Here is a 26044-nt window from a genome sequence, read left to right as displayed (position 1 = left end):
GCGACATGGGAACTCAGATGGCAAACACCATTCACGTCGACGTGGTCAGCGCGGAAGAGTCAATCTTCTCGGGCGAAGCCAAGTTCGTCGCGCTGCCCGGTGAAGCCGGTGAGCTCGGCATCTATCCGCGTCACACGCCGCTGATCACGCGCATCCGCCCCGGCGCCGTGCGCATCGAGACGGCCGACGGCGGCGAAGAGTTCGTCTTCGTGGCCGGTGGCATCCTCGAAGTGCAGCCCGACGCCGTCACCGTGCTGTCCGACACCGCGATCCGCGGCAAGGACCTCGACGACGAGAAGGCCAACCACGCCAAGGCGGCCGCCGAGGAAGCGCTGAAGAACGCGAAGAGCGACATCGACATCGCGATGGCGCAGTCGGAACTGGCCGTGATGGCTGCGCAGATCGCTGCGCTGCGCAAGTACCGCCAAAAGAAGTAAATCAAAGCCGCTGCCCTCGGGCAGAAGCCAAGAAAAAGCCGCCTCCGGGCGGCTTTTTTTCGTCCGTCCGAGCCAGGATGAAGGTGCATTCGATCTGAAATAGGTCGAAGTTCAGCCTTGCCCGGCTGAAGATGCCCTCCTAGTATTCGCCTTCGCCCGGCGACCGGTGCTTTCTGACCGGCGCCTTTCCCACAAGAAGAGCGGAGACAACACGCGTGGCACCCTGGAGCGGCATCACGACCGACGAAATGCGGTTGCTGGAATCGACCTTCTGGTCGGCCGGCGGCTCTCGCCATGCCATGGCCGAGCAGCTGGGCTTCTCCAAGAGCAAGGCCAACGCGCTCATCGCCGGCCTGGTCGACCAGGGCCTGCTGGCCGAGGCCGGCCTGCAGCGCTCCTCGGGCGGACGCCGCGCCGAAAACCTCCAGCTCAATGCCGAACTCGGCGTGCTCGTCGGCATCGACATCGGCGCCACCAGCCTCGATGTCGCGGTGCTGCGTCCCGACCTCACGGTGCTGGCCCAGCACGAGGAAGCCGCCGACGTGCGCGAAGGCCCGGCCGTGGTGCTGGCGCGCGTGCGCGTGCTCATGCGCGAACTGCTGGCCCGCTGCGGGCAGGGCCCACGGAACGTGCTGGGCATCGGCATCGGCGTGCCCGGCCCCGTCAACTTCGAGATCGGCCAGCTCGTGAACCCGCCGCTCATGCCGGCCTGGGACAGCTTCTCGATCCGCGACTACCTGCGCGAGGACTATGCGGCGCCCGTGTTCGTGGACAACGACGTGAACCTCATGGCGCTCGGCGAGCTGTGGCGGCTGCGGCGCTCGCTCTCCAATTTCCTCGTGATCAAGATCGGCACCGGCATCGGCTGCGGCATCGTCTGCCACGGCGAGGTGTACCGCGGCGCGGCCGGCTCGGCCGGCGACGTGGGCCACATCTGCGTCGACCAGGAAGGCCCGCGCTGCCACTGCGGCAACCTGGGTTGCGTCGAGGCGATGGCGGCCGGCCCCGCGATCACGCGCATGGCGATGCAAGCGGCCGAAGCCGGCGAAAGCGCGACGCTCGCCGAATGCCTGCGCTCGCGCGGGCGCATCGATGCCTTCGACGTGGGCCAGGCCAGCCGCGGCGGCGACCCGGCGGCCAACGCCATCATCCAGCGCGCCGGCAGCCTGATCGGGCAGATGCTCGCGTCGGTCGTGAACTTCTTCAATCCCTCGCACGTGTTCATCGGCGGCGGCATCACGCGCATCGGGCCGCTGTTTCTCGCGGCCGTGCGCCAGAGCGTCTACCAGCGCTCGCTGGCGCTGTCGACGCGGCACCTCGAGATTCAATACACGCCGCTGGGCACGCAGGGCGGCCTCGTCGGCGCGGGCGTGCTGGCGATGCAGGAAACGCTCAAGGCCCGCGGGGTGGCGCCATGACGAACGCCGTGGCAACCAAGGGCAGCGTGGCCGTCGAGTTTGACGGCGTGGTGAAGGCCTTCGGACCCGTGCAGGTGCTGCACGGCGTGAGCTTTGCGCTCGCGCCGGGGCGCGTGTACGGCCTGCTCGGCGAGAACGGCGCGGGCAAGTCCACGCTGATGAAGATCCTGTCGGGCTACGAGTCGCTGACCAGCGGCACCTTGCGCATCAACGGCCAACCGCAAAGCTTCACGAGCTCGCGCGATGCCGAGGCACTGGGCATCGTGCTGATCCACCAGGAGTTCAACCTCGCCGAAGACCTCAGCGTGGCGCAGAACATCTTCCTGGGCCACGAGAAAAAGAAGGGGTTCCTGCTCGACGACGCCGCGATGGAGCGCGATGCCGCCACCGCGCTCGCCGCCGTCGGCCTGGCCATCGACCCGCGCACCAAGGTGCGCCGCCTCATCGTCGCCGAGAAGCAGCTCGTCGAGATCGCGAAGGCCATCGCCCGGCGCGCGCGCCTGCTCGTCATGGACGAGCCCACCGCCACGCTCACGCCCGGCGAGACCGAGCGCCTGTTCAAGCTCATCGCCCAGCTGCGCGCCGACGGCGTGACCATCGTCTACATCTCGCACAAGCTCGACGAGGTGGAGCAGGTCACCGACGAGGTGATCGTGATGCGCGACGGCCGCTTCGTGGCGCGCGCACCGACGCCCGATGTCTCGCGCCAGCAGATGGCCAACCTCATGGTGGGCCGTGAACTCGCCGACCTGTACCCGCCGCGCGACCTCGTCGTGGCCGCCGACAAGCCCGCCCTGCGCGTGCGCAACTTCAGCGTGCCCGGCTGGGCGCAGGACGCGAGCTTCGAGGTGCGCCCCGGCGAGATCCTCGGCTTCGCGGGCCTCGTCGGCGCGGGCCGCACTGAACTCTTCGAAGGCCTGCTCGGGCTGCGCCCCGCCAGCGGCACCGTCGAGATGCGCGGCGAGCCCGTGCCCCACGGCAAGGGCTGGCGCAACCCGCGCGATGCCGCGAAACACGGCCTCACGTATCTCAGCGAAGACCGCAAGGGCAAGGGCCTGCACGTGCATTTCGGCCTGCGCCAGAACCTCACGCTGATGGCGCTGGAGCGCTACGCGCAGCCCTGGCTCAAGCCCGACGCGGAGCGCGCGGCGCTCGGCGAGGCGGTGAAGGACTACGGCATCCGCACCGGCTCGCTCGACGTGCGGGCCTCGTCGCTGTCGGGCGGCAACCAGCAGAAGCTCGCGCTCGCCAAGGTGCTGCAGCCGCAGCCCAAGGTGGTGGTGCTCGACGAGCCCACGCGCGGCGTGGACATCGGCGCCAAGCGCGACATCTATTTCCTGATCCAGCGACTCGCCCGCGAAGGCCTCGCGGTGATCGTCGTCTCGTCCGAGCTGATGGAGCTGATCGGCCTGTGCCACCGCGTCGCGGTGATGCGCGCGGGTCGGCTCGTTGCCACGCTGGACGCGACCCACCTGACTGAAGAGGAGCTCATCGCTCATGCCACCGGAACCGCAGACACCCACGCAGCCTGACGCCGCTCAGCAGCCGCAGCAGCCACACCGCAGCGAAGGCACGCCGCGCTGGACCGAGCGCCTGCACGGCCTCGGCCCGGTCATCGGCCTCGTGCTGCTGTGCATCGCGGGCACGCTGCTCAACGGCGACTTCGCCACGGTCGACAACGCGATGAACGTGCTCACGCGCACGGCCTTCATCGGCATCATCGCGGTGGGCATGTGCTTCGTGATCATCTCGGGCGGCATCGACCTGTCGGTGGGCTCGATGGCCGCGCTCATCGCGGGCAGCGTGATCATGTTCATCAACTGGGCCGGCCCCGCCTCGGGCTCGCCGCTGATGGCGGTGATGATGGGCGCGGTGCTCGCCGTGGTGCTCGGCGCGCTGTTCGGCCTGGCGCACGGCCTGCTCATCACCAAGGGACGCATCGAGCCCTTCATCGTGACACTGGGCACGCTGGGCATCTTCCGCGCGTACCTCACGTACTTTGCCGACGGCGGCGCGCTCACGCTCGACAACGAGCTGTCGGACCTCTATGCGCCGGTGTACTACGCGAGCCTTGCGGGCATCCCGGTGCCGGTGTGGGTGTTCGTGATCGTCGCGGTCATCGGCGGCGTCATCCTGAACCGCACGGCCTACGGGCGCTACGTGCAGGCCATCGGTTCCAACGAGCAGGTGGCGCGCTACGCGGCCGTGGACGTCGACCGCGTGAAGATCCTCACCTACGTGCTGCTCGGCGTGTGCGTGGGCATTGCCACCTTGCTGTACGTGCCGCGCCTGGGCTCGGCCTCGCCGACCACCGGCCTGCTGTGGGAGCTCGAAGCCATTGCCGCGGTGATCGTCGGCGGCACCGCATTGAAGGGCGGCGCGGGCAGCATCACCGGCACGGTGGTGGGCGCGATCCTGCTCTCGGTCATCAGCAACATCCTGAACCTCACCAGCATCATCAGCGTGTACCTCAACGCAGCCGTCCAGGGCTTCGTGATCATCGTCGTCGCGTTCCTTCAACGCGGGCGCCGCTAGTTTTCCGTTCGTTCCGTTCCACCACCAAAGAGGAGACATCCAGCATGACGACTTTCACCCGACGCCTCGCGCTCACGGCGGTTGCCACCGCAGCGTTCGCCGCCAGCCTGCCCGCGCTTGCCGCGGACAAGGTCAACCTCGGCGTGTCGATTCCCGCGGCCACGCACAGCTTCATGGGCGGCATCAACTACTGGGCCAACCAGGCGAAGAAGGACCTCGAGAAAGAACACAAGGACCTGAAGATCACGATCAAGACCGCCGCCAACGCGCCCGAGCAGGCCAACCAGCTGCAGGACCTGTCGACGGTCACCAAGATCAACGCGCTCGTCGTGTTCCCGTTCGAATCGGCCGCGCTCACCAAGCCGGTCGCGCAGGTCAAGGCCAAGGGTGCGTACGTCACCGTGGTCGACCGCGGCCTGACCGACACCAGCGCGCAAGACGCGTACGTGGCCGGCGACAACACCGCCTTCGGCAAGATCCCGGCCGAGTACATCGTCAAGCAGCTCGGCGGCAAGGGCAATGTGGTGGCGCTGCGCGGCATCGCGACCACGCTGGACAACGAGCGCATGGACGCCTTCAACGCCGTGCTCAAGGGCAGCCCCGACATCAAGCTGCTCGATGCCAAGTACGCCAACTGGAACCGCGACGACGCCTTCAAGGTCACGCAGGACTACCTGACGCGCTTCAAGCAGATCGACGCCATCTGGGCCGCCGACGACGACATGGCCGTGGGCGTGCTCAAGGCCATCTCGCAGGCCAAGCGCGACGACATCAAGATCGTGTTCGGCGGCGCGGGCGCCAAGGACATGGTCAAGACCATCATGGACGGCAAGGACAAGCGCATCACGGCCGACGTGAGCTACTCGCCCAAGTTCATCTACGACGCGATCAAGCTCACGGCCGAGGCGCGCCTGAAGGGCGAGAAGCTGCCGGCGACGACGATCATTCCGTCGGTGCTGATCACGAAGGAAAACGCCAAGGACTTCTACCACCCGAACTCGCCGTTCTGAGGCGGTTCGCCTTGCTCCCTCTCCCCTCGGGGAGAGGGTTGGGGTGAGGGCAGCAGCACCGGCACAGGTTGTGCGCATGCCAAGGCCGATGCCCTCACCCTAGCCCTCTCCCAGAGGGAGAGGGGACAGTGACCAAGTCAGGAATACCGAGGAGCTTGATGAGCGATACCCCTCTTCGCACGCTGCGCTGCGCCATGGTCGGCGGCGGTCGCGACGCCTTCATCGGCGCCGTGCACCGCAAGGCCATGGCGCTCGACGGCCAGATCGCGCTGGTCGCCGGCGCGCTGTCGTCGAGCCCGGACAAGGCGCGCGCCTCGGGCCGCGACCTCGGCCTGGCCGACGATCGCAACCACGGCGACTGGCAGGCGCTGCTGGCCGACGAGCTGAAGCGCCCGGCCGATGAGCGCATCGACTTCGTCTCGATCGTCACGCCCAACCATGTGCACTACCCGGTGGCGCAGGCCTTCGCCGAGGCGGGCTTCCATGTGGTGTGCGACAAGCCGCTGGTGCACACGCGCGCGCAGGCCGATGCGCTGGTCGCCACCGTGGCGAAGCAGGGCACGGTGTTCGGCGTGACCTACAACTACACCGGTTACCCGATGGTGCGGCAGGCGCGCGAGATGGTGCGCACGGGCCAGATCGGCGAGGTCCGCAAGGTCGTCGTCGAATACAACCAGGGCTGGCTCGCCAGCCACGTGGAAGCCGCGGGCGGCAACAAGCAGGCCGACTGGCGCACCGACCCCGCGCGCAGCGGCGCGGCCGGCGCCATCGGCGACATCGGCTCGCACGCCGAGAACCTCGTGGCCACCGTCACCGGCCTGGAGATCGAGAGCCTGTGCGCCGACCTCGGCGCGCTGGTGCCGGGCCGCCTGCTCGACGACGACGGCAGCCTGCTGCTGCGCTTCAAAGGCGGCGCGCGCGGCGTGCTGGTGGCCTCGCAGATCAACACCGGGCTGGAGAACGACCTGCGCCTGCGCGTCTCCGGCACGCTGGGCACGCTCGAATGGCGCCAGGAGCAGCCGAGCCAGCTCGTGCACCTGCCGCACGACGGCCCCCGGCGCGTGCTCACGCGCGGCGCGCCCTGGCTGTGCGAGTCGGCGCGGCGCGCGAGCCGCCTGCCGGCCGGCCATCCCGAAGGCTTCATCGAGGCATTCGCGAACGTCTATGCGGGCGTGGCGGCGGACATCCGAGCGCGGCTCGCGGGGCAGGTGGCCGATCCACTGGCGGCGGACTATCCGCGCGTGGAAGATGGTGCGCGCGGCGTGCGTTTCATCGAACGCACGGTGGTGTCGGCTGGAAGCGAATTAAAGTGGACGCCCTGGTAGCCGCGCACGGGCCTCGTTGAAACGAGGCGAGGCCGCGGCACCAGCGGCCGCCATGACGCATTCCTCCTCTTCTTCTTTCGACGCCCCTTCGCCTCAGCCTTCATGGTCGCGCGCCCTCTGGCAGCGCTGCCGCACGCTGTGGCTGCTCAAGCTGGCCGGCAACACCGTCGCCACGCTGGGTTTCTTCCCGCTGTACTTCTGGGTCATGCACCACGCCGGGCCGGCGTGGGTGCTGCCGCTCACGGCCGTCGACCGGCTGATCGCGTTCTGGCCGGCGATGCTGCCGGTGTACCTCACGCTGTGGGCCTACATCGCACTGCCGGTGCTGCTGGCCAGGGATCGGCGCGAGCTGAACACCATCGCCATCGGCTGCGCGGTGATGACGGCGATCGCGCTGGCCGTGTTCTGGTGGATGCCCACGGCGATCCCGAACTTCGCGATCGATGCTGCACCGGGCTCGTCGCTGCACTTCCTCAAGACCTTCGATGCGGCGGGCAACGCCTTTCCTTCATTGCATGTGTCGTTCTCGGTCTTCGCCTGCATCGTGCTGGCGCGGCAGTTGCGCGAAGCCGGCGCGCCGGGCTGGCTGCGGCTGCTCAACCTCGCGTGGGCCGTGGCCATCGTGTACTCGACGATGGCCGTGCGCCAGCATGTGCTGATCGATGTGCTGGGCGGCCTCGGGCTGGGCCTGGCGCTGGGCTTCGCATTGCGTGAGCGCCCATCAGCGGCCCTGGCGCCAGTCGCGGCGTAGACCGATCGCGGTATTCCGCCGCGCGGGCGCCGACGGTACAAAGCGGCATCGCCGTCCACCGAGCCCGCCATGACCTTTCGCCTGCTCTCCATCACTGCCGCCGCCTGCTTTCTCGCCGGCCCCGCGCTGGCCATCGATTACCCGGCGCGCAAGCCGGGCCTGTGGGAAATCCAGACCGGCGAGGGCGGTGCGGTCACGGCCAAGACGCCGGGCCAGACGATCCAGCAATGCATCGACGCGGCCACCGACAAGGCGATGCGCGAGATGGGGCAGGGCATGGGCAAGGACATGTGTTCCAAGCAGGACCTGCGCCTCGAAGGCGTGAAGCTGGTCATCGACTCGGTCTGCAAGATCGGGCCGACCACCGCGACCTCGCGCGCCGTGATGAGCGGCGACTTCAGCAGCGCCTACCGCGTCGAAAGCAAGTCGACCTACAGCCCGCCGCTGATGGGGCGCACCGAAGGCACGAGCGTCGTCGACGCCAGGTGGGTCGGCCCCTGCAAGCCGGGCCAGAAGCCGGGCGACATGGTCATGGGCAACGGCATGAAGATGAATATGCTCGACGCGATGGCGAAGATGCCGCCGCGCAAGTGAGCGCGGCCGGTGGTCGGATCAGCCTGCGCCGTTGGCCTTGACCCAGCGCACGATGTCGGCCGCGCCCATTGCGCCGGCCTGCCGCGCGACCTCGCGCCCGCCCTTGAACAGGGCCAGCGTCGGGATGCTGCGGATGTTGAAGCGCGCGCCCAGCGCCTGCACCGCCTCGGTGTCGACCTTGGCCAGCCGCACCTGCGGTTCGAGCTGGGCCGCCGCCTGTTCGTAGGCCGGCGCCATCTGGCGGCACGGGCCGCACCAGGGCGCCCAGAAATCGACCAGTACCGGGATCTCGTTGCGCGCGATGTGGCGATCGAAGGTGGCCACGTCGGGCAGTGCGGTGGAGTGGCCGGTGAACAGCGGGCGGTGGCAGCTGCCGCAGTCGGGCGCGCTGCCCAGTTGCGCCGTGCGCACGCGGTTGGTCGTGTGGCAGTGCGGGCAGACGATGTGCAGCGATTCGGATTCGGTCATGCCCGAAAAATAGGGGCCATGTACACGGATTGCAAGGCGCCGGCGCCGAGGGCGCCGGGCCTCAGAGCACCACGGGCGCGTCGGGCAGCTCGTTGGTGTCGGGCTGGTCGTCGGCCAGCGGGAAGTGGGCCATCAGCAGCGCCGACACCTCTTCCAGCGCCAGCGTGATGCCGTCCTCGAAGCGGCCTTCGCGGAAGGCCACGGCCATGCGCTGCGTCATGGCGGCCCATTCGGCGGAGCCCACATGGGCGTCGATGCCGCGGTCGGCCACGATCTCGATCGCGTGCTCGGCCAGCAGCAGGTAGATCAGCACGCCGTTGTTGTGTGCGGTGTCCCACACGCGCAGCTTGCCGAACAGCGTCACGGCGCGCTCTCGGGGCGGCGCGTGGCGCCACAGGTAGGACATCGGCAGGCCGGCCTCGACGCAGATGCGGATCTCGCCGCTGTGGCGCCGCTCGCTCGCGGCCACGCGGCCGGCCAGGCGCTGCATCGCGTCGGCCGGCAGCACACGGCGCACGGCGGCTTCGTCGGTCCAGCGATGCCGCCAGATGCGGCCCAGCTTCGAGAGGAGCGTGGGGTCTGCAGTTGCCATGAGGTTCACCAGTCTCCCGACGCGCCGCCGCCGCCAAAATTGCCACCGCCGCCGGAGCTGAATCCGCCGCCGCCACCTCCGCCGCCGCTGCTCCAGCCGCCGCCACCTCCGCCGCTGCTCCAGCCACCTCCACCGCCGCCGCCTCGGCCGCCGCGACCGGGACCGAAGCCGGCAAGGCCCGAGAACAGCGAAACCATGAGCGCGATCATCCCGGCGATCACCGCGATCACGGTGCTGGTCGTGAGGAAGAACGCGACCACGCCGATGCCGCCGCCCATGGCGACCGAGCCCATCGTCTTGCCCAGGATGGCGCGCGCGATCGGGGCGCCGACGAAGACGCCGACGAACAGGAAGATCGCGAGGTTCTCCCAGTCGAAGCCGTCGTTGCTGCTGCCGCTACTGCTGTTGCGCGAAGGCTCGGGCAGCGGCTCGCCGTCGACCAGGCCGATGAGCCGGTCCACCGCCGCGTTGAGGCCGCCCGCGAAGTCGTTGTTGCGAAAGCGCGGCTTCATTTCCTCGTCGATGATGCGCACCGACGCGAGGTCGGGCACCGCGCCTTCGAGCGTCTTGGCCGTGGCGATGCGCATCTTGCGATCGTCCTTGGCGACGATGACCAGGAGGCCGTCGCCCACGCCCTTGCGGCCGATCTTCCAGGTGTCGCCCACGCGCTGCGCGTAGCTCGCGATGTCTTCGGGCGCCGTGGTCGGCACCATCAGCACCACGATCTGCGAGCCCTTGCGCTGCTCGAAGGCCGCGAGCTTGGTCTCGAGGCCCGAGCGCTGCGCGGCGTCGAGCGTGCCGGTCTGGTCGATCACGCGCGCCGTGAGCGTGGGGATCGGCAGCAGGCCCTGCGCCAGCGCGGGCAGGCCGGCCCATGCGAGGGCCGCGATGAAGATCGCTGCCAGTGCGCGGCGGATCAGGGCTGCGGCCATCGGCGCCGCTTCTTACTTCTTCGGGGTGCTGAAGTCGACCGTGGGCGGCGTCGAGATCTGGGCTTCGTTCTGCACCGAGAAATTCGCCTTCGGCTTGTAGCTGAAGACCATGGCCGTGAGGTTGGTCGGGAAGCTGCGCGCGAGCACGTTGTACTCCTGCACGCTCTCGATGTAGCGGTTGCGCGCCACGGTGATGCGGTTCTCGGTGCCCTCGAGCGTCACGCGCAGGTCGCGGAAGGCCTGGTTGGCCTTGAGGTCGGGGTAGCGCTCGGCCACCACCATGAGCCGCGACAGTGCCGACGACAGCTCGCCCTGCGCCTGCTGGAACTTGTTGAAGGCTTCGGGGTTGTTGAGCGTCTCGGGCGTCACCTGGATCGAGGTGGCCTTGGCGCGCGCCTCGATCACCTTGGTGAGCGTGTCCTGCTCGAAGCTGGCTTCGCCCTTCACGGTGGCGACGATGTTCGGCACGAGGTCGGCACGCCGCTGGTACTGGTTGAGGACCTCGCTCCAGGCCGACTTGCTGGCCTCGTCGAGGGACTGGAACTGGTTGTAGCCGCATCCGCTGAGGGACAGGACGGCCGCGAGAATCAGGAACCAGCGCTTCATCATCATTTGCATTACCTCCGCAGAAGGAGGCCGAAGTTAGCATAGATGGGGTCATGGCCCTCGATCCCCTCCACGCCCTGCAGGCCGCGAACCGCGCGGTGCCGCCGGCGGCCGCGCCGCCCGCCGGCACGCTGCTGATCGCGGGTGCGACCGGCGCGCTCGGCCAGGAGTTGCTGCACCGGCTCGCGGGCCGCCACCGCTTCCAGCGCACGCGCGTGCTGGCGCGCGAGCCCATGCACGACGGGCTGCCCGGCGTCGAGACCGTGCAGTGCCCGGCGCTGCCGATCGCGCAGTGGCCCCTGGTGGCGGCCGACGTGGCGGTGGTCGCCTTCGACCCGCCGCGCCTGTACCACGGCCGCGAGCGCGCGCTGTGGCACCCCGAGCCCGCCGACCTGCCCGAACTGGCGCGCTGGCTGCGCGCCAGCGGCGTGCGCACGCTGGCCATCGTGCAGCCGCACGACCGAGGCCGGCTGCCCGAGGCGCTCAAGCGCGGGCTGGCCAGCCTCGACGAGCAGGCCGTGGTCGCCTGCGGCTTCGAGCGCGTGATCCTGCTGCGCTCGGCGCGCAAGCCGGCTGACGTGCGCCTGGCCAACCTCGGCGAGCGGCTGGCCGCCTGGATGCTGTCGATCATGCGGTTCATGGTGCCGGCCAACGAGCAGCCGGTGCGCGCGCCCAAGATGGCCGAGCTGGTCGACCTCGCGCTGCGCGTGGCGCCGCCCGGCGTGCATGTGGCCGCGCCCGAGATGGTGTGGCAGGCCGCGCAGGGCGCCACCGAGGCGGCGGCGCGCGCGTGGCTGATTCCGGCGTCCGCGCCCGAAGCACCCACGGCCGGGTCGCCTGCTGCCACATGGCCGTGACATGGGCAGGGCAAAATCCGGCCTACCCCCTTCGCTCTCGCCCCTCACCGCCATGCCCAAGACCCCTTTCCGCGCCGCCGCGGCCATCGGCGGCACTGCCGACGATGTCGAGGCCGCCTTCTATGAAGCGCTGCAACGCGGCGATGTCGATGCGCTGATGGCCTGCTGGGCCGACGAGGACGAGGTGTTCTGCGTCCACCCGGGCGGCCCGCGGCTGGTGGGCGCGGTGGCGATCCGCGCGGCCTTCGAGCAGATGTTCGCCAACGGCGCCATCCATGCGACGCCGGCGCGCGTGCGCAAGATCGAGTCGCTGGCGAGCGCCGTGCACAACGTGCTGGAGCGCATCGAGGTGCTCACGGCCGAGGGGCCGCGCCATGCCTTCGTGCTGGCCACCAACGTGTATCACAAGACCGCGCAGGGCTGGCGCATGGTGGCGCACCACGCGAGCCCGGGCAGCGCGCGCGAGCCGGACGACGCGAACGATCCGCCGCAGGTCCTGCACTGAGTCCTGCTTCGAGCGATGGCCTCTCCCTTTCCTTCTTCCTCTTTCTCACCGGATTCCGCGTCGCCCGTTGCGTACGACGCCATGGGCTACGACGCCCCGCGCTGGCTGCCCGGCGGCAACCTGCAGACCATCTGGGCCGCGCTGTGCGCGCGCCGCTTCGACGGGCCCGCGCCGGTGTACCGCCGCGAGCGCTGGACCGCGCCGGACGGCGACTTCATCGACGTCGACTTCGTCGATGCGCCGCAGCCCGGCCCCCGGCCGCTGCTGGTGCTGTTCCACGGGCTCGAGGGCTCCTCGCGCAGCCACTACGCCGAGGCCTTCGCGGCCTTTGCCGCCGCGCGCGGCATGGCCTTCGCGGTGCCGCACTTTCGCGGCTGCAGCGGCGAGCTGAACCTCGCGCCGCGCGCCTACCACTCGGGCGACCACGAGGAGATCGACTGGATCCTGCGGCGCATGCACGCGCAGCACGTGGTGCAGGGCGGCGGCGGGCCGGTGCTGGCGGCCGGCGTCTCGCTGGGCGGCAATGCGCTGCTGCGCTGGGCCTGCGAGGCGGGCGAGAGCGCGCGGGCCTCGGTCGACGCGGTGGCGTCGGTGTGCGCGCCGCTCGACCTGGCGGCGGGCGGCGAGGCGATCGGGCGCGGCTTCAACCGGCTGGTCTACACGCGCATGTTCCTCGCGACCATGAAGCCCAAGGCGCTGGCCAAGCTGGCGCAGTTCCCGGGCCTGTTCGACCGCGACCGGCTGATGGCCGCGCGCGATCTCTACGACTTCGACGACGTGTTCACGGCCCCGCTGCACGGCTTTCGCAACACCGACGACTACTGGGCGCGCGGCTCGTCCAAGCCGCTGCTGGGCGCGATCCGCGTGCCCGCGCTGGTGGTGAACGCCCGCAACGACCCCTTCATTCCGGCCCGCAGCCTGCCGGGGCCGAACGAGGTCGGGTCGCGCGTCACGCTGTGGCAGCCCGCGGGTGGCGGCCACGTGGGCTTTCCGCTCGGCCTGCCGCCGGGGCACGTGGGCGGAATGCCCGAGCGCGTGGGAGGGTGGCTGGCGCACCACCTCTCGTCGACGCGGGCGCAAAATACGGCCCATGGATGACATCGTCAAACAGGCATTGGCCAAGTGGCCGAACGTGCCGCACTGCTACGGCTGGCTCGGCCTGGACGCGCGCGGCAACTGGTACATGCGCGACGACCGCACGCAGGCGCAGGGCCCGTTTCGCAGCGCCAAGGGCTCGATGCTGCGGCACGACAAGCTGATCGACTTCATCCACCGCAACTACGAGCACGACGCCGACGGCCAGTGGTTCTTCCAGAACGGACCGCAGCGCGTGTATGTCGAGCTGGAGGCGGCGCCACTGGTGTGGCGCGTGGCGCAGCAGGGCGCGGGCGCGTTCACGGTCACGGCCCACACGGGCGCGCCGGCCGAGGTGTCGGGCTGCCTGCTTGACGAAGAGGGCCGGCTCTATCTCGTGGCGCCGGCGGGGCTCGGGCTGGTGCACACGCAGGACGTGGGCATCGCTGCCGAGGCCGTGGAGCAGGGCGTCTGGACGCCGGAGCCGGTGCGCGCAGCCGACCTGCCGGAGCGCTTCGGCCATGTGCTGAGCCCAGCAGAGCGCCATGCAGGCGTGGCTGTATAGCTATTGAAAAGATAGCAATCCGGATCGTCCGGGCGTAAAAAAACCGGCCTGAGAGCCGGTTTTTTCATGGGCGCAAGGCGCCGTCGATCGCTTACTTGGCAGGCGCACTGGCCGCAGCCGAAGCACCTTCGGCCGGCGCGGCAGCCGCTGCCGGACGGTCCGGCACCGGGAACTTGGCGCCACCGGCGTTGGCCAGGTACACCACGGCACGGCCGATTTCGATGTCTTCGAAGTCGCCACCGCCCTGGGCGGGCATGGCGCCCTTGCCCTTGAGCGCGTGCTCGAGCAGCGTCGCGTAGCCCTGGCCGATGCGCGGGCCCCAGGCTGCGGCGTCGTTCAGGTGCGGGGCGCCGGGGATGCCGGGTGCGCCGTGGCAGGCCACGCACTGGGCCTTGAACACGGCGTCGCCAGCAGCCAGCGGCCGGTTGGCGTCACGGATCTCGATGGAGCCGACCTTCTTGAGGCGTTCGGCCACTTCACGGTCGCGCGATTCCTTGGTCACGCCGTAGAGCGCCATGTTGTCGCCCTCCGCGGTACCGGCGGGCTTGGTGCCCGAGACCACATAGGACACGAGGCCCACGATGATCAGGATCGGAATGATGAAAGAGAAAAATACCGCGAGCAGCAGTTGCTTCGGGTTCTTGATCGGGCCGGTATGGGCTTCTTCTGTGGCCTGGTTGTGCGGGTCTGCGCTCATGGCGTCCTCAATAACGGGGGGCTCGTCGGGGGCTTTTTCTAACCAACCGGCGATTATAGAGAGGCCCTTTGCCCGCGCGGGCAATTGACCTCTCCATATCGGACGCGCAGGTGTCTCAACCGTTGTTGCGTGTGGCCCAGCCGCCACCCAGCGTCTTGTACAGCGTGACCTGGTTCTGCAGCTGCAGCAGGCGCGTGGCCACCGCCGATTGCTGCGCCGTGAACAGCGAACGCTGTGCGTCGAGCAGGTCGAGCGCGCTGGCGATGCCGTTGCGATAGCGCAGGTCGGACAGCTTGTAGCGCACCGCCTCGGCGTCGGCCTGCGCGGTCTGCGCGCGTGCCTGCTCGCCCAGCGTGGCGCGGCCCGCGAGTGCGTCGGCCACTTCGCGGAACGCGGTCTGCACCGACTTCTCGTACTGCGCCACCGCGATCTCGCGCCCGGCCTTGGCCGAGTTGAGCCCCGCGATGTTGCGGCCCGCATCGAAGATCGGCAGCGTGACCGTGGGCGCGAAGCTCCAGGCCTTGGTGCCGCGATCGAACAGGTTCGAGAACTCGCTGCTCGCGGTGCCGATCGAGCTCGTGAGCGACACGCGCGGGAAGAAGTTCGCGCGCGCTGCGCCGATGTTGGCGTTGGCCGCAATCAGCTGCTGCTCGGCCGCACGGATGTCGGGCCGCTCGGTCAGCAGGTCGGAGGGCAGGCCGGCCGGCACGTCGGGCATCGGGCGGATGCCCGCGAGTCCCTTGGTGCCACCGGCGGTGGCCTCGGCCGGCACCGGCGCGCCCAGCAGCAGCGCGAGTGCGTTCTCGTCCTGCAGGCGGGCACGCTGCTGCTGCGCATACGCGGCGCGCGCGGTCTCGGCCTGCGAGTTCGCGGCCTGGAAGTCGATCTCGGACGACACGCCGTTGTCGAAGCGCAGCTTGGTCAGGCGCACCGATTCGTCGCGCGTGACCATGGTCTGGCGCGTGATCTCGAGCAGCTCGTCGTCGGCCAGCAGCGTGAGCCAGCCGCTGGCCACGGCCGCGATCAGGCTGATCTGCGCGGCCTTGCGTGACTCTTCGGTGGCCAGGTACTGCGACAGCGCCTGGTCCTTCAGCGCGCGGATGCGGCCGAAGAAGTCGAGCTCCCACGCAGTGAAGCCGAAGTTGACCGCGTACTGCGAGGCCACGCTGCCCTGCGTCGGATCGATCGCCTGGTAGGCGTTGGGGCTCGAGCGCGAGCCCGTGCCCGTGAGGCCGAGCGCCGGGAACAGCGCCGAGCGTTCGATCTGGAACTGCGCACGCGCCTGCTCGATGTTGAGCACCGACACGCGCAGGTCGCGGTTGTTCGCCAGCGCCGTCTGGATCAGGCCCGCCAGGCGCGGGTCGGTGAAGAAGTCCTGCCAGGGCAGGGCGGCCGCAGCGGGACCCGACGGCTGCGCCGGGTCGCCCGGGTAGGTCGTCGGCACCGGCGCCGCGGGGCGCTCGTAGGTCGGGATCAGCGAGCAGCCCGCCAGCAGCATCGCGGCTGCCAGCACGGTGGGGATCAGAGGTTTCTTAGTCATGGTGTGTGGTATCTCCCGTGATGCCGGCAGCTGCCGCATGCCGCTTGTCGGCCTCGTGCTGGCGCGCGCTGCCCTTGAACAGCGTGCGCACCACCACGAAGAACACCGGCACGAAGATCACGGCCAGGACCGTGCCGGTCACCATGCCGCCGAGCACGCCGGTGCCGATGGCACGCTGGCTCGCCGAGCCTGCGCCCGAGGCCAGGACCAGCGGCAGCACGCCCAGGCCGAAGGCCAGCGAGGTCATGATGATGGGACGGAACCGCAGGTGTGCGGCCTCGAGCGCGGCCTCGACCACGCCGCGGCCCTGCGCCTGCAGGTCTTTCGCGAACTCGATGATCAGGATCGCGTTCTTCGCGGACAAGCCGATGATGGTGATCAGGCCCACCTGGAAGTACACGTCGTTCGAATAGGCGCGCAGCATCGTCGCCACCAGCACACCCAGCACGCCCAGCGGCACCACCAGGATCACCGACAGCGGGATTGACCAGCTCTCGTACAGCGCGGCCAGGCAGAGGAACACCGCCAGGATCGCGAAGCCGTACAGGATCATGGCCTGCGAGCCGGCGAGCTTTTCTTCACGCGACTGGCCGGTCCACTCGAAGCCGAAGCCTTGCGGCAGCTGGCCGGCGAGCTTTTCCATCTCGGCCATGGCCGCGCCCGTGCTCTGGCCCGGCGCCGCGTCACCGCTGATGCGGATGGCGGGGTAGCCGTTGTAGCGCACGGTCTGCGTGGCGCCCGAGACCCACTTGGTGGTCGCGAAAGCCGACAGCGGCACCGGCTGGCCCTTGGTGTTGACGGCGTTCAGGCGCAGCAGGTCGTCCGGCTGCATCCGTGCCGGCGCATCGGCCTGCACCACCACGCGCTGCAGGCGGCCGCGGTTCGGGAAGTCGTTGATGTAGCTCGAACCCAGCGAGGTCGACAGTGCACTGTTGATCGCGTCGAAGCTCACGCCCAGGGCGTTGGCCTTGTCGCGGTCGATGTCGATCTCCAGTTGCGGCGCGTCTTCCAGGCCGTCAGGGCGCACCTGCGCGAGGATCTTGCTCTGCGAGGCCATGCCCAGCAGCTGGTTGCGCGCGTTGATCAGCGCCTCGTGGCCCGCGCCCGCGCGGTCTTGCAAGCGGAAGCTGAAGCCGCTGGCGTTGCCCAGCTCGGGAATCGGCGGCGGGCTCAGCGGGTAGATGAAGGCGTCGCGGATGCCCGACAGCGCACCGAAGGCACGGCCGGCCAGCGCACTGGCCGAGTTGGCCGGGTCCTTGCGTTCTTCCCAGTCCTTCAGCGTCACGAAGGCGAGGCCTGCGTTCTGGCCCTGGCCGGAGAAGCTGAAGCCCATCACGCTCACGATGCTCTGCACTTCAGGCTGCTTCAGGATGAAGCCTTCGACCTGCTGCATCACCGACAGCGAACGCTCTTGCGTCGCGCCCGGGGGCAGTTGCACGTTCACGATGATGTTGCCCTGGTCTTCTTCGGGCAGGAACGAGCTCGGCAGGTGCGTGTAGAAGTACGCGACGGCGCCGATGATCGCGGCGTAGATCACGAGGTAGCGTGCGGCGCGGCGCAGGATGCGCGCGACCACGCCTTCGTAACCCTTGGCCGTGCGCGAGAAGCCGCGATTGAACCAGCCGAAGAAGCCGCGCTTCTCATGGTGGTGGCCGGCTTCCACCGGCTTGAGCAGCGTGGCGCACAGCGCCGGCGTGAGCGACAGCGCCATGAAGGCCGAGAAGCCGATCGAGGCCACCATCACCGCCGAGAACTGGCGGTAGATGTTGCCGGTCGAACCCGCGAAGAAGGCCAGCGGCACGAACACCGAGATCAGCACCACGGTCACGCCGATGATGGCGCCCGAGATCTGCTGCATCGCCTTGCGCGTGGCGTCGAGCGGCGACAGCCCCTCTTCGCTCATGATGCGCTCGACGTTCTCCACCACCACGATGGCGTCGTCCACCACGATACCGATCACCAGCACCATGCCGAACATGGTGAGCACGTTGATCGAGAAGCCGAGTGCAAGCAGCGTGGCGAAGGTGCCCAGCAGCGCGATCGGCACCACGATCGTCGGGATGATCGTGTAGCGCCAGTTCTGCAGGAACAGGAACATCACCAGGAACACCAGCGCGATGGCCTCGAACAGCGTCTTCACCACTTCGGAGATCGAAATCTGCACGAAGCGCGAGCTGTCATAAGGAATGTCCCACTTCACGCCCTTGGGGAAGTAGCGCTCCAGTTCGGCCATCTTGGCGCGCACGGCCTTGGCCGACTTCAGCGCGTTGCCGGTGGGCGTGGGCTGCACGCCGATACCGACCGCGGGCACGCCGTTCAGGCGCGCGGAGGTGGCGTAGTTCTGGCCGCCGAGTTCGACGCGCGCCACGTCCTTCAGGCGCACGGTCGAGCCGTCGGTGTTGGCGCGCAGCACGATGTTCTGGAACTGCTCGACGCTGTTGAGCTGGCCGTTCACCGTGACGGTGGCGGAGATCGCCTGGCCGGGGATGTTCGGCAGGTCGCCGAGCGTGCCCGACGCCACCTGGGCGTTCTGCGCGCGGATCGCGGCATTGACGTCGTTGGCCGACAGGTTGAAGCCTTGCAGCTTCGCCGGGTCGATCCAGATGCGCATCGCGTTCTCGGAGCCGAACAGCTGGGCCTGGCCCACGCCGTCGATCCGCTGCAGTTCCGGCACGATGTTGCGCGCGGCGTAGTCACCGAGCGCCACCGGGTCGAAGTCGGGGTTGTCCGAGGACAGCATCGCGAACAGCAGGAAGTTGTTGCGCGACTTGTCCACGCGCACGCCCTGCTGCGTCACGGCCGAGGGCAGCCGCGGCGTGGCGCGCGAGAGCCGGTTCTGCACGTCCACCTGCGCGAGGTCTTCGTTGGTGCCGGCCTCGAAGCTGATGGTGATGGCGCCGGTGCCGTCGGCCTGGGCCACCGATTCCATGTAGATCAGGCCGGGCGAGCCGTTCATCTCGCGCTCGATCACGGACAGCACGCTGTCCTCGAGCGTTTGCGCGGAGGCACCGGGGTAGGCGACGTTGATCACGATGGCCGGCGGGGCCACCGGCGGGTACTGCGAGATCGGCAACTGCGTGATGGCGACGCCGCCCACCACGATGATGAACAGTGCGATCACCCACGCGAAGATAGGTCGGTCGATAAAGAATTTGGCCATGCGAGGCGCTCCTGATTACTTCTTGTCAGCCGGGGCCGAAGCCGGGCTGGCGGCGGGTGCCGCTGCGGCAGCAGACGCTGCCGGTGCCGCGGGTGCAGCCGCGCCGTTCGGCGTCGGCTTCTGCCACGGCACCGCCTTCACGGGCGTGCCGGGCGGCATCATCTGCAGGCGCTGGAAGCCGTCGACCATCACCTGTTCGCCGGCCTTCAGGCCGTCGAGCACCACCCACTGGTTGTCCTTGGCGGCGCTGATCTTCACGGTGCGCTGGCTCAGCTTGCCGTCGGCGCTGACCACCGTCACGTGGTCGCCCTGCTGGGTGCGCGTGACGGCCTGTTGCGGCACCGTGATCGCGTTCGTCACCTGGGCCTGCTCGAGCTTCACGCGCACGTACAGGCCGGGCAGCAGCTCGCCCTTGGGGTTCGGGATCTCGGCGCGCAGCGTGACCTGGCCGGTGGTCGGGTCGACCGTGAGGTCGGAGAACAGCAGCTTGCCGTCCTGCCCGTAGTCGGTGCCGTCTTCGAGCACCACGCGGATGCTCGCGGCTTCTTCGCCGCTGGCACGCTTGTACTGGCCGGCGGCCACGGCGCGGCGCAGCTTGAGCACGTCGGAGGCCGACTGCGTGAAGTTCACGTACAGCGGGTTGATCTGCTGCACCACGGCCAGCTCGGTGGCGTCGCCCTGGCCGACCAGTGCGCCTTCGGTGACCAGCGCGCGGCCGATGCGGCCCGCGATGGGCGAGGTGACATCGGCGTAGCCCTGGTTGATCTTGGCGGTCTGCAGCAGCGCGCGGTTGGCGGCCACGTCGGCGTCGGCCGTCTTGGCGGAGGCCACGGCCGTCGCGTATTCCTGCTTGCTCACGGCGTTGGCCTCGACCAGCGGCTTGTAGCGGTCGGCCAGCGCCTTGGCCTGCACGGCGTTGGCTTCGGCGCGGGCCAGGGCGGCCTGGGCGTTCTGCGTGGCGGCCACCAGCGGTGCGGGGTCGATGCGGAACAGCAGCTGGCCGGCCTTCACGTCGCTGCCTTCGCGGAACTCGCGCTTGAGCAGGATGCCCGGCGTGCGGGCGCGCACCTGGGCGATGCGCGAGGCTTCGAGGCGGCCGGGCAGCTCGGTCACGAGGCCCACGTCGGTGGGCTTGACCGTCACCACGCCGACTTCAGGCGCCGGACGGGCGCCACCGCCACCGCCGCCCGGACCGGCCGGGGCCTCGCCCTTGCCGCAGGCGGCCAGGAACAGGAGGGAGACGAGGGCCACGGTCGCGAGACGCGGCGAAAACGACAAGGACGGTTGACGCGAGACATGCAGAAGAGGCATGTGATTCCTTTGATGCGAAGACGGGAGATGGCGCGTTTGCGGGAGAGATCCGTAAACCAGCACGGGCAGGTGGGCCATCCGAGAAGCGCGCTAGTTTACATACATTCATGGATGTATAGTGACAGCCATGCAATGGCCCCACGATACGCAAAGGGCGTTCGCTTTACAAATCAGGAGACTTGGTGGCACGTCGTACGAAGGAAGAAGCACTGGCGACGCGGAATCGATTGCTCGATGCCGCGGAACTGCTGTTTCAGGCGCAAGGTGTTTCGCAGACCACGCTGCAGCAGATCGCGCAGCAGGCCGGCGCGACCCGGGGCGCCATCTACTGGCACTTCAAGGACAAGGCCGATCTGTTCAACGCCATGATGGAGCGCGTGATCCTGCCGCTGGAGACGCCGCCCAAGAGCGACATCCCCGGCGATGACCCGCTGGTCGAGATCGAGGAAGGCCTGATCCATGCGCTGACGCTCATGGTCGCCGACCCGCAGGTGCGGCGCGTGTTCGACATCGCGACCCACAAGGTCGAGTACACGCACGACATGGCCTCGGTGCAGCAGCGCCACCTGGACGCGCGCAACGCCTGCGTGGTCGATTTCGAAAAGGCCCTGCGGCTGGCCGCGCGGCGCGCCCGCATCCGGCTGCCGTTGCCGGGCGCGGTCGCGGCGCAGGGCATGCACGCCCTGATGGGCGGGCTGATCCAGAACTGGCTGCTCGACCCCACGGCCTTCGACCTCGTGTCGACCGGGCGGCGCACCTTCCGCGTCTACCTGGCCGGGCTCGGTTTCCCGCGCACGCCGGCCGGTGGCGTCCCGACGGCGCACGACGCGGAAACCACCGCGGCCTGATAGGCCATAATGTGTGGCTCCGGTGCATTCCGGAGCACCCCTCTCGCTGTATTTCAACGGATAGAATTCGGCCCTCCGAAGGCTGAGATCCAGGTTCGATTCCTGGCGGCGGGACCACCTTCAAGACCGGAAATTCCGCAAGGGCTTCCGGTTTTTTCACTTCTTCCCCGACCCGGCGCGGCCTTGCAAGACAAGGCCGATCCGGAGATCCGCGCGACCGGGCCGTGACACGCCGTTGCACCCTGTCACCCGGACGCACGCATGTAAAAATTCCCCGCATGATGGAGCTCTCCGAACTGGACGAAACCAGCCTCGCAGCACACGCCGCCGAATGGCGTCGGCGCGCGCTGCGCGGCGAGAAACAGGCCCGCGGCATCGCACACGCCCTGGAGGCCGAGATGCGCCGCCGCTTCGGCGATTCGATTCCGCCGAGCCAGAGCGCCGACCTGGACACCCGCCCCCTGGCCCTGCGCCAGCCGCCGCGCCCGTGGTGGAAGTTCTGGTGAGCCGGCCGCGCGCCTTCGCCGCCTGATCTGAGCTCCCTCGCCGCCGGCCGCCGGTTGCAGCGCCCCGCCGGCCCTGCCACCATGGCCGCATGGCATACCAACTGCATTACTGGCCCACGATCCAGGGCCGCGGCGAATTCGTGCGGCTCGCACTCGAGGCCGCGGGCGCCGACTACGTCGATGTCGCGCGGCTGCCCGCCTCACAAGGCGGCGGCGAGTCCGCGCTGGGCCGCCGGCTCGGCGACCCCGGCAACCCGCGCGCCGCGTTCGCACCGCCGTTCCTCGTCGACGGCGACATCGTGGTCGGCCAGACCGCCGCGACCCTGCTGTACCTCGGCCCCAAGCTCGGGCTGGCCGGCATCGGCGAATCCGACGGCCTGTGGACGCACCAGCTGCAACTCACCATCGCCGACGCGGTGGCCGAGGCGCACGACACCCACCACCCGATCTCGACCGGCGACTACTACGAAGACCAGCGCGACGCAGCCCTGCAGCGTGCGCGTGCCTTCCGCGAAGCGCGCATTCCGAAATTCCTGAACTGGTTCGAGCAGGTGCTGCAGCGCAACCCTTCGGGCGACCTGCACCTGGTCGGCGACGTGCTGACCTATGCCGACCTGTCGCTGTTCCAGCTGGTGGAAGGCCTGCAGTACGCCTTTCCCAAGGCCGCTGCGCGAGCGCTCGACGCCACGCCCGCGGTCGTGAGGCTGCACGCGAACATCCGGCGACGCCAGCGCGTGCACGACTACCTGCAAAGCCCCCGACGCATCGCGTTCAACGAGGACGGGATCTTTCGGCGCTATGCCGAGCTGGACGGCTGAAGACCGGCGTCTCAGGTGACCAGCGCGGCAGCGTCCTGCCATGCGGGCAGCCGCACCAGGCCCGCGACTGTCACTGGCTTTCGCTGGGGGCCGAACAGATACCGGTGGGGCACGATGCCTTCCAGGTGACGCAGCACGTCGCTGCGGTCGTCGATGAAATGCGTGATGCGCAATTCGCGGCAGTGATCGGCCTTCTGCGGTCGCTGCAGGCAGAAGCGCAGGTTGGCGGGCGCAATGCCCGTGCGTTCGAAAAAGCGGTGATGCCGCAGCCAGGCACGGCTCTTGGCCTGCACGCTCGGGCCGCATTTCGAGACCAGCCAGACGCGTCCCTCGAATCGGTCCACCAGCGGGCCGACTGCATCGAACATGCCTTCATAGGGCGGTGTGCGCAGCGCGTCGTCCAGCGAACCGCCGATGAAGGACGTGTCCGCGCCATCGGCGTCCTCGGGCGCGATCAGCACACGGCCGATGTCGATGCCGAGGCGGGGAAGTGGGTGTGTGTTTTTCATTTCTTGTTCCTTGTGTTCTTGAAGAAGCAGCCGGATCGTAGAAATGAAGGCGTTCACCAGGAACTACTGATATTGAAGGTGTTATCCATAAAATGGATAGATGGATGTACCCCGCACCAACCTCGACGCGCTGCAGTCCTTCGCCGTGTTCGCCGACACGCTGAACTTCAGTGAGTCGGCCCGACTGCTGCACATCAGCCAGCCGGCCTTGCATGCGAAGGTGCGCAAGCTGTCCGAGCAGCTCGATGCAACGCTGTACGTGCGGGTGGGCAGTGCGCTGCAACTCACGCAGACCGGCGAGCAGGTCGCGCGACATGCGCGGGAGTTGCTGACGTTCAACCGGCGCTTCGTCAAGGGACTGGCCGTGGGGCAGGACACGCCGGTCGTCACGCTGGCGGCCGGCGAGGGCGCGTACCTCTACCTGCTGGGCAAGGCGCTGTCGCAGTTCTCCGGACCGGGCGCATCGCCGCACCTGCAACTGCTCACGCGCAACCGCGACGAAGCGGTCCAGGCGGTGCGGGCCGGGCAGGCGCAGCTGGGCATCGCGCCGCTCGGCACGGTGCCCGCGGACCTGCAGGCGCGGCGCCTGACGTCCGTGGGGCAGGTGCTGGTCGTGCCCCGCACGCACGCGCTGGCCGGGCGCAAGTCGGTGCGCCTGCGGGACCTGAAGGGCGCGCACCTGATCGTGCCGCCCGCCGGCAGGCCGCACCGCGAACTGCTCGGCCGGCTGCTGCAGGCCGAGTCGGTGCCCTGGCAGCCCTCGCTCGAAGCCAACGGCTGGGAACTGATGCTGCGTTTCGCCCAGCTGGGTTTCGGCCTTGCAGTGGTGAATGCCTGCTGCCGCATCCCCCGGGAACTGGTCGCCATTCCATTACAGGGCTATCCGCCGCTCGAGTACCACGTGTTCCATGCGGCCGACCGTCCGCCCACGCCGCACGAGCAGCGCCTCAAGGACGCACTGCTGGCCCATGCCGACCATTGGCGGGCGGCCCTTCAGTCCTCCGGCCGGAAGGCGCCATGACACCCGAAGACGCGAGCAAGTTCATCGCCTACGTGCTGCGGCATGCGCCGGAATCCGTCGGGCTGCGCCTCGACGCAGAGGGGTGGGCCGGCATCGACGATCTCGTCGCGGGCGCTGTGGCGTCTGGCCGCGACCTGACCCGGCCGGACGTCGTGCGCGCCGTCGATTCGGGGATGAAGAAGCGCTACGAGCTGTCAGGCGACGGGCTGCGCATCCGCGCGCTGCAAGGGCACTCCACGGCGCAGGTCAGCCGCAGCTTCGAGGCGGTGACGCCGCCGGCATTGCTGTTCCACGGCACCGCGACGCGCTTTCTGGCGGCCATCCGCGTGCAGGGTCTGTTGCCGGGTGCGCGGCAGCATGTGCACCTGTCCGCCGACGAGGCCACGGCGGTGCAGGTGGGGCGGCGCCATGGCAAGGCGCTTGTGCTGCGGGTGGACACCGGCCGCATGCATGCGCTCGGCCACGCGTTTCATCTCGCCGAGAACGGGGTCTGGCTGACCGCGCGCGTGCCGCCGGAATTCCTGTCGGAACCCGGGCCCGGCGCGTAGCCGCGGCCGGTCTACTCGCCTTCCGCGCCGTTGCGGATGCGCAGCGCCAGCTCGTACAGCGTGTTGCGCGGCGCGCCGCTGATCTCGGCGGCCAGCTTCACGGCGGTCTTCACCGGCAGTTCCGCCAGCAGCAGGCGCAGCACGCGCTCGCCTTCCGCACCGCCGTCGCCGCTCACCGCCACGGGGTGCAGCACCAGCGCGAACTCGCCACGCGTGCGGTCGCGGTCGGCGCCGAACCAGTCGGGCAGCGCGCTGGCGGCCACGGTGGCGATTTCTTCGAACTGCTTGGTGAGCTCGCGGCCGACGGTGATGCGGCGCTCGCCCAGCACGGCCAGCGCGCGGGCCAGGCTGTCGATGCGGTGCGGCGCTTCGAGCAGCACCACGGCGCGCGGCTCCTGCGCGAGGGCCTGCACGGCGGTGTCGCGCTCGCCGGCCTTGCTCGGCAGGAAGCCCGCGAACACGAAGGCGCTGCTGTTGTGGGCGTGGCTGCTCTCGCCGCCGTCGGCCACGAGCCCGGCCGCGCTCACGAGCGTGATGACGCTGCTGGCGCCCGGCAGTGGCAGCACGCGCTGGCCGGCCGCGCGCACGGCGGCGGCCAGGCGCGCGCCGGGGTCGCTCACGCCGGGCGTGCCGGCGTCGCTCACGTAGGCGATGCGCTCGCCCTGCGCGAGCCGCGCGACCACGGCCTGTGCGGCCTCGGCCTCGTTGTGCTGGTGCACCGCGAGCAGTTGGGCGCCGGGGCGGTCGATGCCGTAGGCGCGCAGCAGGCTCTGCGTGTGGCGCGTGTCCTCGCAGGCGACGGCGTCCACCAGCTGCAGCACATGCAGCGCGCGCAGCGTGATGTCGGCCAGGTTGCCGATCGGCGTGGCGACGACATACAGCGTGCCCTGCGGATAATGCTGCGCGCCCGCGGCGTCGAGCGCGGCCGGCAGGGCCGCGCCGAAGGAAGCGGGGGCGAGTGAAGCCAAGGGGTTTCTCCGTAGGGCAGCGAAAACAAAAAACAGGGCAGGGAGCCATGACGACAAGCACCACGACGACGAAGCATCGCGGCGATGCGGCGGAAGACGCCGCGCTCGACCACCTGCGCCGGGCCGGCCTCGTGCCGGTCGCGCGCAATTATCGGACGCCGGGGCGCGGCGGCGGCGAGGTCGACCTGATCATGCGCGATCCGCGCGATGGCACGCTGGTGTTCGTCGAGGTGCGACAGCGCAGCGCGGGCTCGCACGGCGGCGCGGGCGGCAGCATCACGGCGGGCAAGCAGCGGCGCATCGTGCTGGCCGCGCGGCACTACCTGGGCCGTTTGCGCGCATTGCCGCCATGCCGTTTCGATGTGGTGCTGATCGAGGAGAAAATCACCTGGCTGAAAGCCGCTTTCGACGCCGGCTGACGCACCCCGAAAGGGAACTGAAGCCTTGCT

General features: G+C 69.3%; 28 protein-coding genes and 1 tRNA gene. 19 read left to right on the top strand and 10 right to left on the bottom strand.

Features of this window, described 5'->3' with window-relative positions:
* Nucleotides 1-17 precede the first annotated feature (17 nt).
* The 8 genes from AC1RL8_RS29415 (at nt 18) to AC1RL8_RS29380 (ending at nt 8070) form a co-directional block, all read left to right on the top strand.
* The gene (locus AC1RL8_RS29415; RefSeq protein ID WP_492687277.1) at nt 18-437 is read left to right on the top strand and encodes a F0F1 ATP synthase subunit epsilon; all 420 of its coding nucleotides are present in this window, start codon (nt 18-20) and stop codon (nt 435-437) included.
* A 248-nt stretch (nt 438-685) separates the two neighbouring features.
* The gene (locus AC1RL8_RS29410) at nt 686-1855 is read left to right on the top strand and encodes an ROK family protein (RefSeq protein ID WP_447748871.1); all 1170 of its coding nucleotides are present in this window, start codon (nt 686-688) and stop codon (nt 1853-1855) included.
* Complete coding sequence (locus AC1RL8_RS29405; RefSeq protein ID WP_492687276.1) at nt 1852-3387, top strand: sugar ABC transporter ATP-binding protein; 1536 nt, start codon at nt 1852-1854, stop codon at nt 3385-3387. The genes AC1RL8_RS29410 and AC1RL8_RS29405 overlap by 4 nt, the downstream gene beginning before the upstream one ends.
* Nucleotides 3353-4390 (top strand): ABC transporter permease, encoded by a 1038-nt coding sequence (locus tag AC1RL8_RS29400; RefSeq protein WP_492687275.1) that lies wholly within the window; start codon nt 3353-3355, stop codon nt 4388-4390. The genes AC1RL8_RS29405 and AC1RL8_RS29400 overlap by 35 nt, the downstream gene beginning before the upstream one ends.
* Before the next feature lie 44 nt (nt 4391-4434).
* Nucleotides 4435-5400 carry a substrate-binding domain-containing protein gene (locus tag AC1RL8_RS29395; RefSeq protein WP_095747005.1) on the top strand — a complete coding sequence of 322 codons (966 nt, stop codon included), beginning with the start codon at nt 4435-4437 and terminating at the stop codon, nt 5398-5400.
* 158 nt (nt 5401-5558) lie between these two features.
* Nucleotides 5559-6725 carry a Gfo/Idh/MocA family protein gene (locus tag AC1RL8_RS29390; RefSeq protein WP_492687274.1) on the top strand — a complete coding sequence of 389 codons (1167 nt, stop codon included), beginning with the start codon at nt 5559-5561 and terminating at the stop codon, nt 6723-6725.
* A 52-nt stretch (nt 6726-6777) separates the two neighbouring features.
* Nucleotides 6778-7476: a phosphatase PAP2 family protein gene (locus AC1RL8_RS29385; protein ID WP_492687273.1), complete on the top strand. Its 699-nt coding sequence runs from the start codon at nt 6778-6780 to the stop codon at nt 7474-7476.
* Between the two features lie 69 nt (nt 7477-7545).
* Nucleotides 7546-8070, top strand: coding sequence for a DUF3617 domain-containing protein (locus AC1RL8_RS29380; protein ID WP_492687272.1), 525 nt, complete (start codon nt 7546-7548; stop codon nt 8068-8070).
* Nucleotides 8071-8088: 18 nt separating this feature from the next.
* Here AC1RL8_RS29380 and trxC read toward each other — a convergent pair whose 3' ends face one another.
* The 4 genes from trxC to AC1RL8_RS29360 all read right to left on the bottom strand — a co-directional run bounded on the left by trxC (nt 8089) and on the right by AC1RL8_RS29360 (nt 10674).
* Entirely contained in the window at nt 8089-8538 is a 450-nt protein-coding gene (trxC, locus tag AC1RL8_RS29375; protein ID WP_070063801.1) for a thioredoxin TrxC, read from the bottom strand.
* A gap of 61 nt (nt 8539-8599) precedes the next feature.
* The gene (locus AC1RL8_RS29370; RefSeq protein WP_492687271.1) at nt 8600-9130 is read right to left on the bottom strand and encodes a TPM domain-containing protein; all 531 of its coding nucleotides are present in this window, start codon (nt 9128-9130) and stop codon (nt 8600-8602) included.
* A 5-nt stretch (nt 9131-9135) separates the two neighbouring features.
* Nucleotides 9136-10062: a TPM domain-containing protein gene (locus AC1RL8_RS29365; protein WP_492687270.1), complete on the bottom strand. Its 927-nt coding sequence runs from the start codon at nt 10060-10062 to the stop codon at nt 9136-9138.
* A gap of 12 nt (nt 10063-10074) precedes the next feature.
* Nucleotides 10075-10674, bottom strand: a complete 600-nt coding sequence (locus AC1RL8_RS29360) for a LemA family protein (RefSeq protein WP_172438430.1) — start codon at nt 10672-10674, stop codon at nt 10075-10077.
* A 47-nt stretch (nt 10675-10721) separates the two neighbouring features.
* On the opposite strand from AC1RL8_RS29360, the gene AC1RL8_RS29355 reads away from it, so the two are divergent.
* From AC1RL8_RS29355 to AC1RL8_RS29340, 4 genes are all read left to right on the top strand, one after another.
* Nucleotides 10722-11525 carry a Rossmann-fold NAD(P)-binding domain-containing protein gene (locus AC1RL8_RS29355; protein ID WP_492687269.1) on the top strand — a complete coding sequence of 268 codons (804 nt, stop codon included), beginning with the start codon at nt 10722-10724 and terminating at the stop codon, nt 11523-11525.
* Between the two features lie 52 nt (nt 11526-11577).
* Nucleotides 11578-12030, top strand: a complete 453-nt coding sequence (locus tag AC1RL8_RS29350) for a YybH family protein (protein WP_062481770.1) — start codon at nt 11578-11580, stop codon at nt 12028-12030.
* Nucleotides 12031-12111: 81 nt separating this feature from the next.
* Nucleotides 12112-13128 carry a YheT family hydrolase gene (locus tag AC1RL8_RS29345; RefSeq protein WP_492687268.1) on the top strand — a complete coding sequence of 339 codons (1017 nt, stop codon included), beginning with the start codon at nt 12112-12114 and terminating at the stop codon, nt 13126-13128.
* A complete protein-coding gene (locus tag AC1RL8_RS29340; protein WP_492687267.1) occupies nt 13121-13669 on the top strand; it encodes a DUF2946 family protein in 549 nt (182 codons plus the stop codon). The genes AC1RL8_RS29345 and AC1RL8_RS29340 overlap by 8 nt, the downstream gene beginning before the upstream one ends.
* Before the next feature lie 91 nt (nt 13670-13760).
* Here AC1RL8_RS29340 and AC1RL8_RS29335 read toward each other — a convergent pair whose 3' ends face one another.
* The 4 genes from AC1RL8_RS29335 to AC1RL8_RS29320 all read right to left on the bottom strand — a co-directional run bounded on the left by AC1RL8_RS29335 (nt 13761) and on the right by AC1RL8_RS29320 (nt 20377).
* The gene (locus AC1RL8_RS29335) at nt 13761-14366 is read right to left on the bottom strand and encodes a c-type cytochrome (protein ID WP_062481762.1); all 606 of its coding nucleotides are present in this window, start codon (nt 14364-14366) and stop codon (nt 13761-13763) included.
* A gap of 115 nt (nt 14367-14481) precedes the next feature.
* Nucleotides 14482-15906 (bottom strand): efflux transporter outer membrane subunit, encoded by a 1425-nt coding sequence (locus tag AC1RL8_RS29330; RefSeq protein ID WP_062481759.1) that lies wholly within the window; start codon nt 15904-15906, stop codon nt 14482-14484.
* On the bottom strand, nt 15899-19066 hold the full coding sequence (locus tag AC1RL8_RS29325) for an efflux RND transporter permease subunit (protein WP_062481757.1): 3168 nt from the start codon (nt 19064-19066) through the stop codon (nt 15899-15901). Before AC1RL8_RS29325 ends, AC1RL8_RS29330 begins: the two co-directional genes overlap by 8 nt.
* Nucleotides 19067-19081: 15 nt before the next feature.
* On the bottom strand, nt 19082-20377 hold the full coding sequence (locus AC1RL8_RS29320; RefSeq protein ID WP_062481754.1) for an efflux RND transporter periplasmic adaptor subunit: 1296 nt from the start codon (nt 20375-20377) through the stop codon (nt 19082-19084).
* A gap of 182 nt (nt 20378-20559) precedes the next feature.
* Between AC1RL8_RS29320 and AC1RL8_RS29315 the strand changes: the two genes are divergently transcribed.
* The 4 genes from AC1RL8_RS29315 (at nt 20560) to AC1RL8_RS29300 (ending at nt 22549) form a co-directional block, all read left to right on the top strand.
* Complete coding sequence (locus AC1RL8_RS29315) at nt 20560-21225, top strand: TetR family transcriptional regulator (protein WP_370869694.1); 666 nt, start codon at nt 20560-20562, stop codon at nt 21223-21225.
* A 42-nt stretch (nt 21226-21267) separates the two neighbouring features.
* Nucleotides 21268-21342, top strand: a tRNA-Arg gene (locus AC1RL8_RS29310).
* Nucleotides 21343-21503: 161 nt separating this feature from the next.
* A complete protein-coding gene (locus AC1RL8_RS29305; RefSeq protein ID WP_062481748.1) occupies nt 21504-21731 on the top strand; it encodes a hypothetical protein in 228 nt (75 codons plus the stop codon).
* An 89-nt stretch (nt 21732-21820) separates the two neighbouring features.
* Nucleotides 21821-22549 (top strand): glutathione S-transferase, encoded by a 729-nt coding sequence (locus AC1RL8_RS29300; RefSeq protein WP_492687266.1) that lies wholly within the window; start codon nt 21821-21823, stop codon nt 22547-22549.
* 11 nt (nt 22550-22560) lie between these two features.
* Here the strand turns inward: AC1RL8_RS29300 and AC1RL8_RS29295 are convergent, their stop codons facing one another.
* Entirely contained in the window at nt 22561-23115 is a 555-nt protein-coding gene (locus AC1RL8_RS29295) for a hypothetical protein (protein ID WP_492687265.1), read from the bottom strand.
* A 43-nt stretch (nt 23116-23158) separates the two neighbouring features.
* Between AC1RL8_RS29295 and AC1RL8_RS29290 the strand changes: the two genes are divergently transcribed.
* Both AC1RL8_RS29290 and AC1RL8_RS29285 read left to right on the top strand, forming a co-directional pair.
* Nucleotides 23159-24079, top strand: coding sequence for a LysR family transcriptional regulator (locus AC1RL8_RS29290; protein ID WP_307588168.1), 921 nt, complete (start codon nt 23159-23161; stop codon nt 24077-24079).
* A complete protein-coding gene (locus tag AC1RL8_RS29285; RefSeq protein ID WP_307588166.1) occupies nt 24076-24627 on the top strand; it encodes an RNA 2'-phosphotransferase in 552 nt (183 codons plus the stop codon). Before AC1RL8_RS29290 ends, AC1RL8_RS29285 begins: the two co-directional genes overlap by 4 nt.
* Before the next feature lie 11 nt (nt 24628-24638).
* Here AC1RL8_RS29285 and rsmI read toward each other — a convergent pair whose 3' ends face one another.
* On the bottom strand, nt 24639-25595 hold the full coding sequence (gene rsmI, locus AC1RL8_RS29280; protein WP_307588163.1) for a 16S rRNA (cytidine(1402)-2'-O)-methyltransferase: 957 nt from the start codon (nt 25593-25595) through the stop codon (nt 24639-24641).
* Nucleotides 25596-25642: 47 nt separating this feature from the next.
* Here rsmI and AC1RL8_RS29275 point away from each other — a divergent pair, with 47 nt between their 5' ends.
* Nucleotides 25643-26014: a YraN family protein gene (locus AC1RL8_RS29275; RefSeq protein WP_095746991.1), complete on the top strand. Its 372-nt coding sequence runs from the start codon at nt 25643-25645 to the stop codon at nt 26012-26014.
* Nucleotides 26015-26044 lie beyond the last annotated feature (30 nt).

The sequence above is a fragment of the Variovorax sp. GW822-FHT04E09 genome (assembly GCF_058800845.1).
The sequence above is the reverse complement of the archived record's forward strand: the minus strand, read 5'-3'. Positions and strand labels throughout refer to the sequence as shown.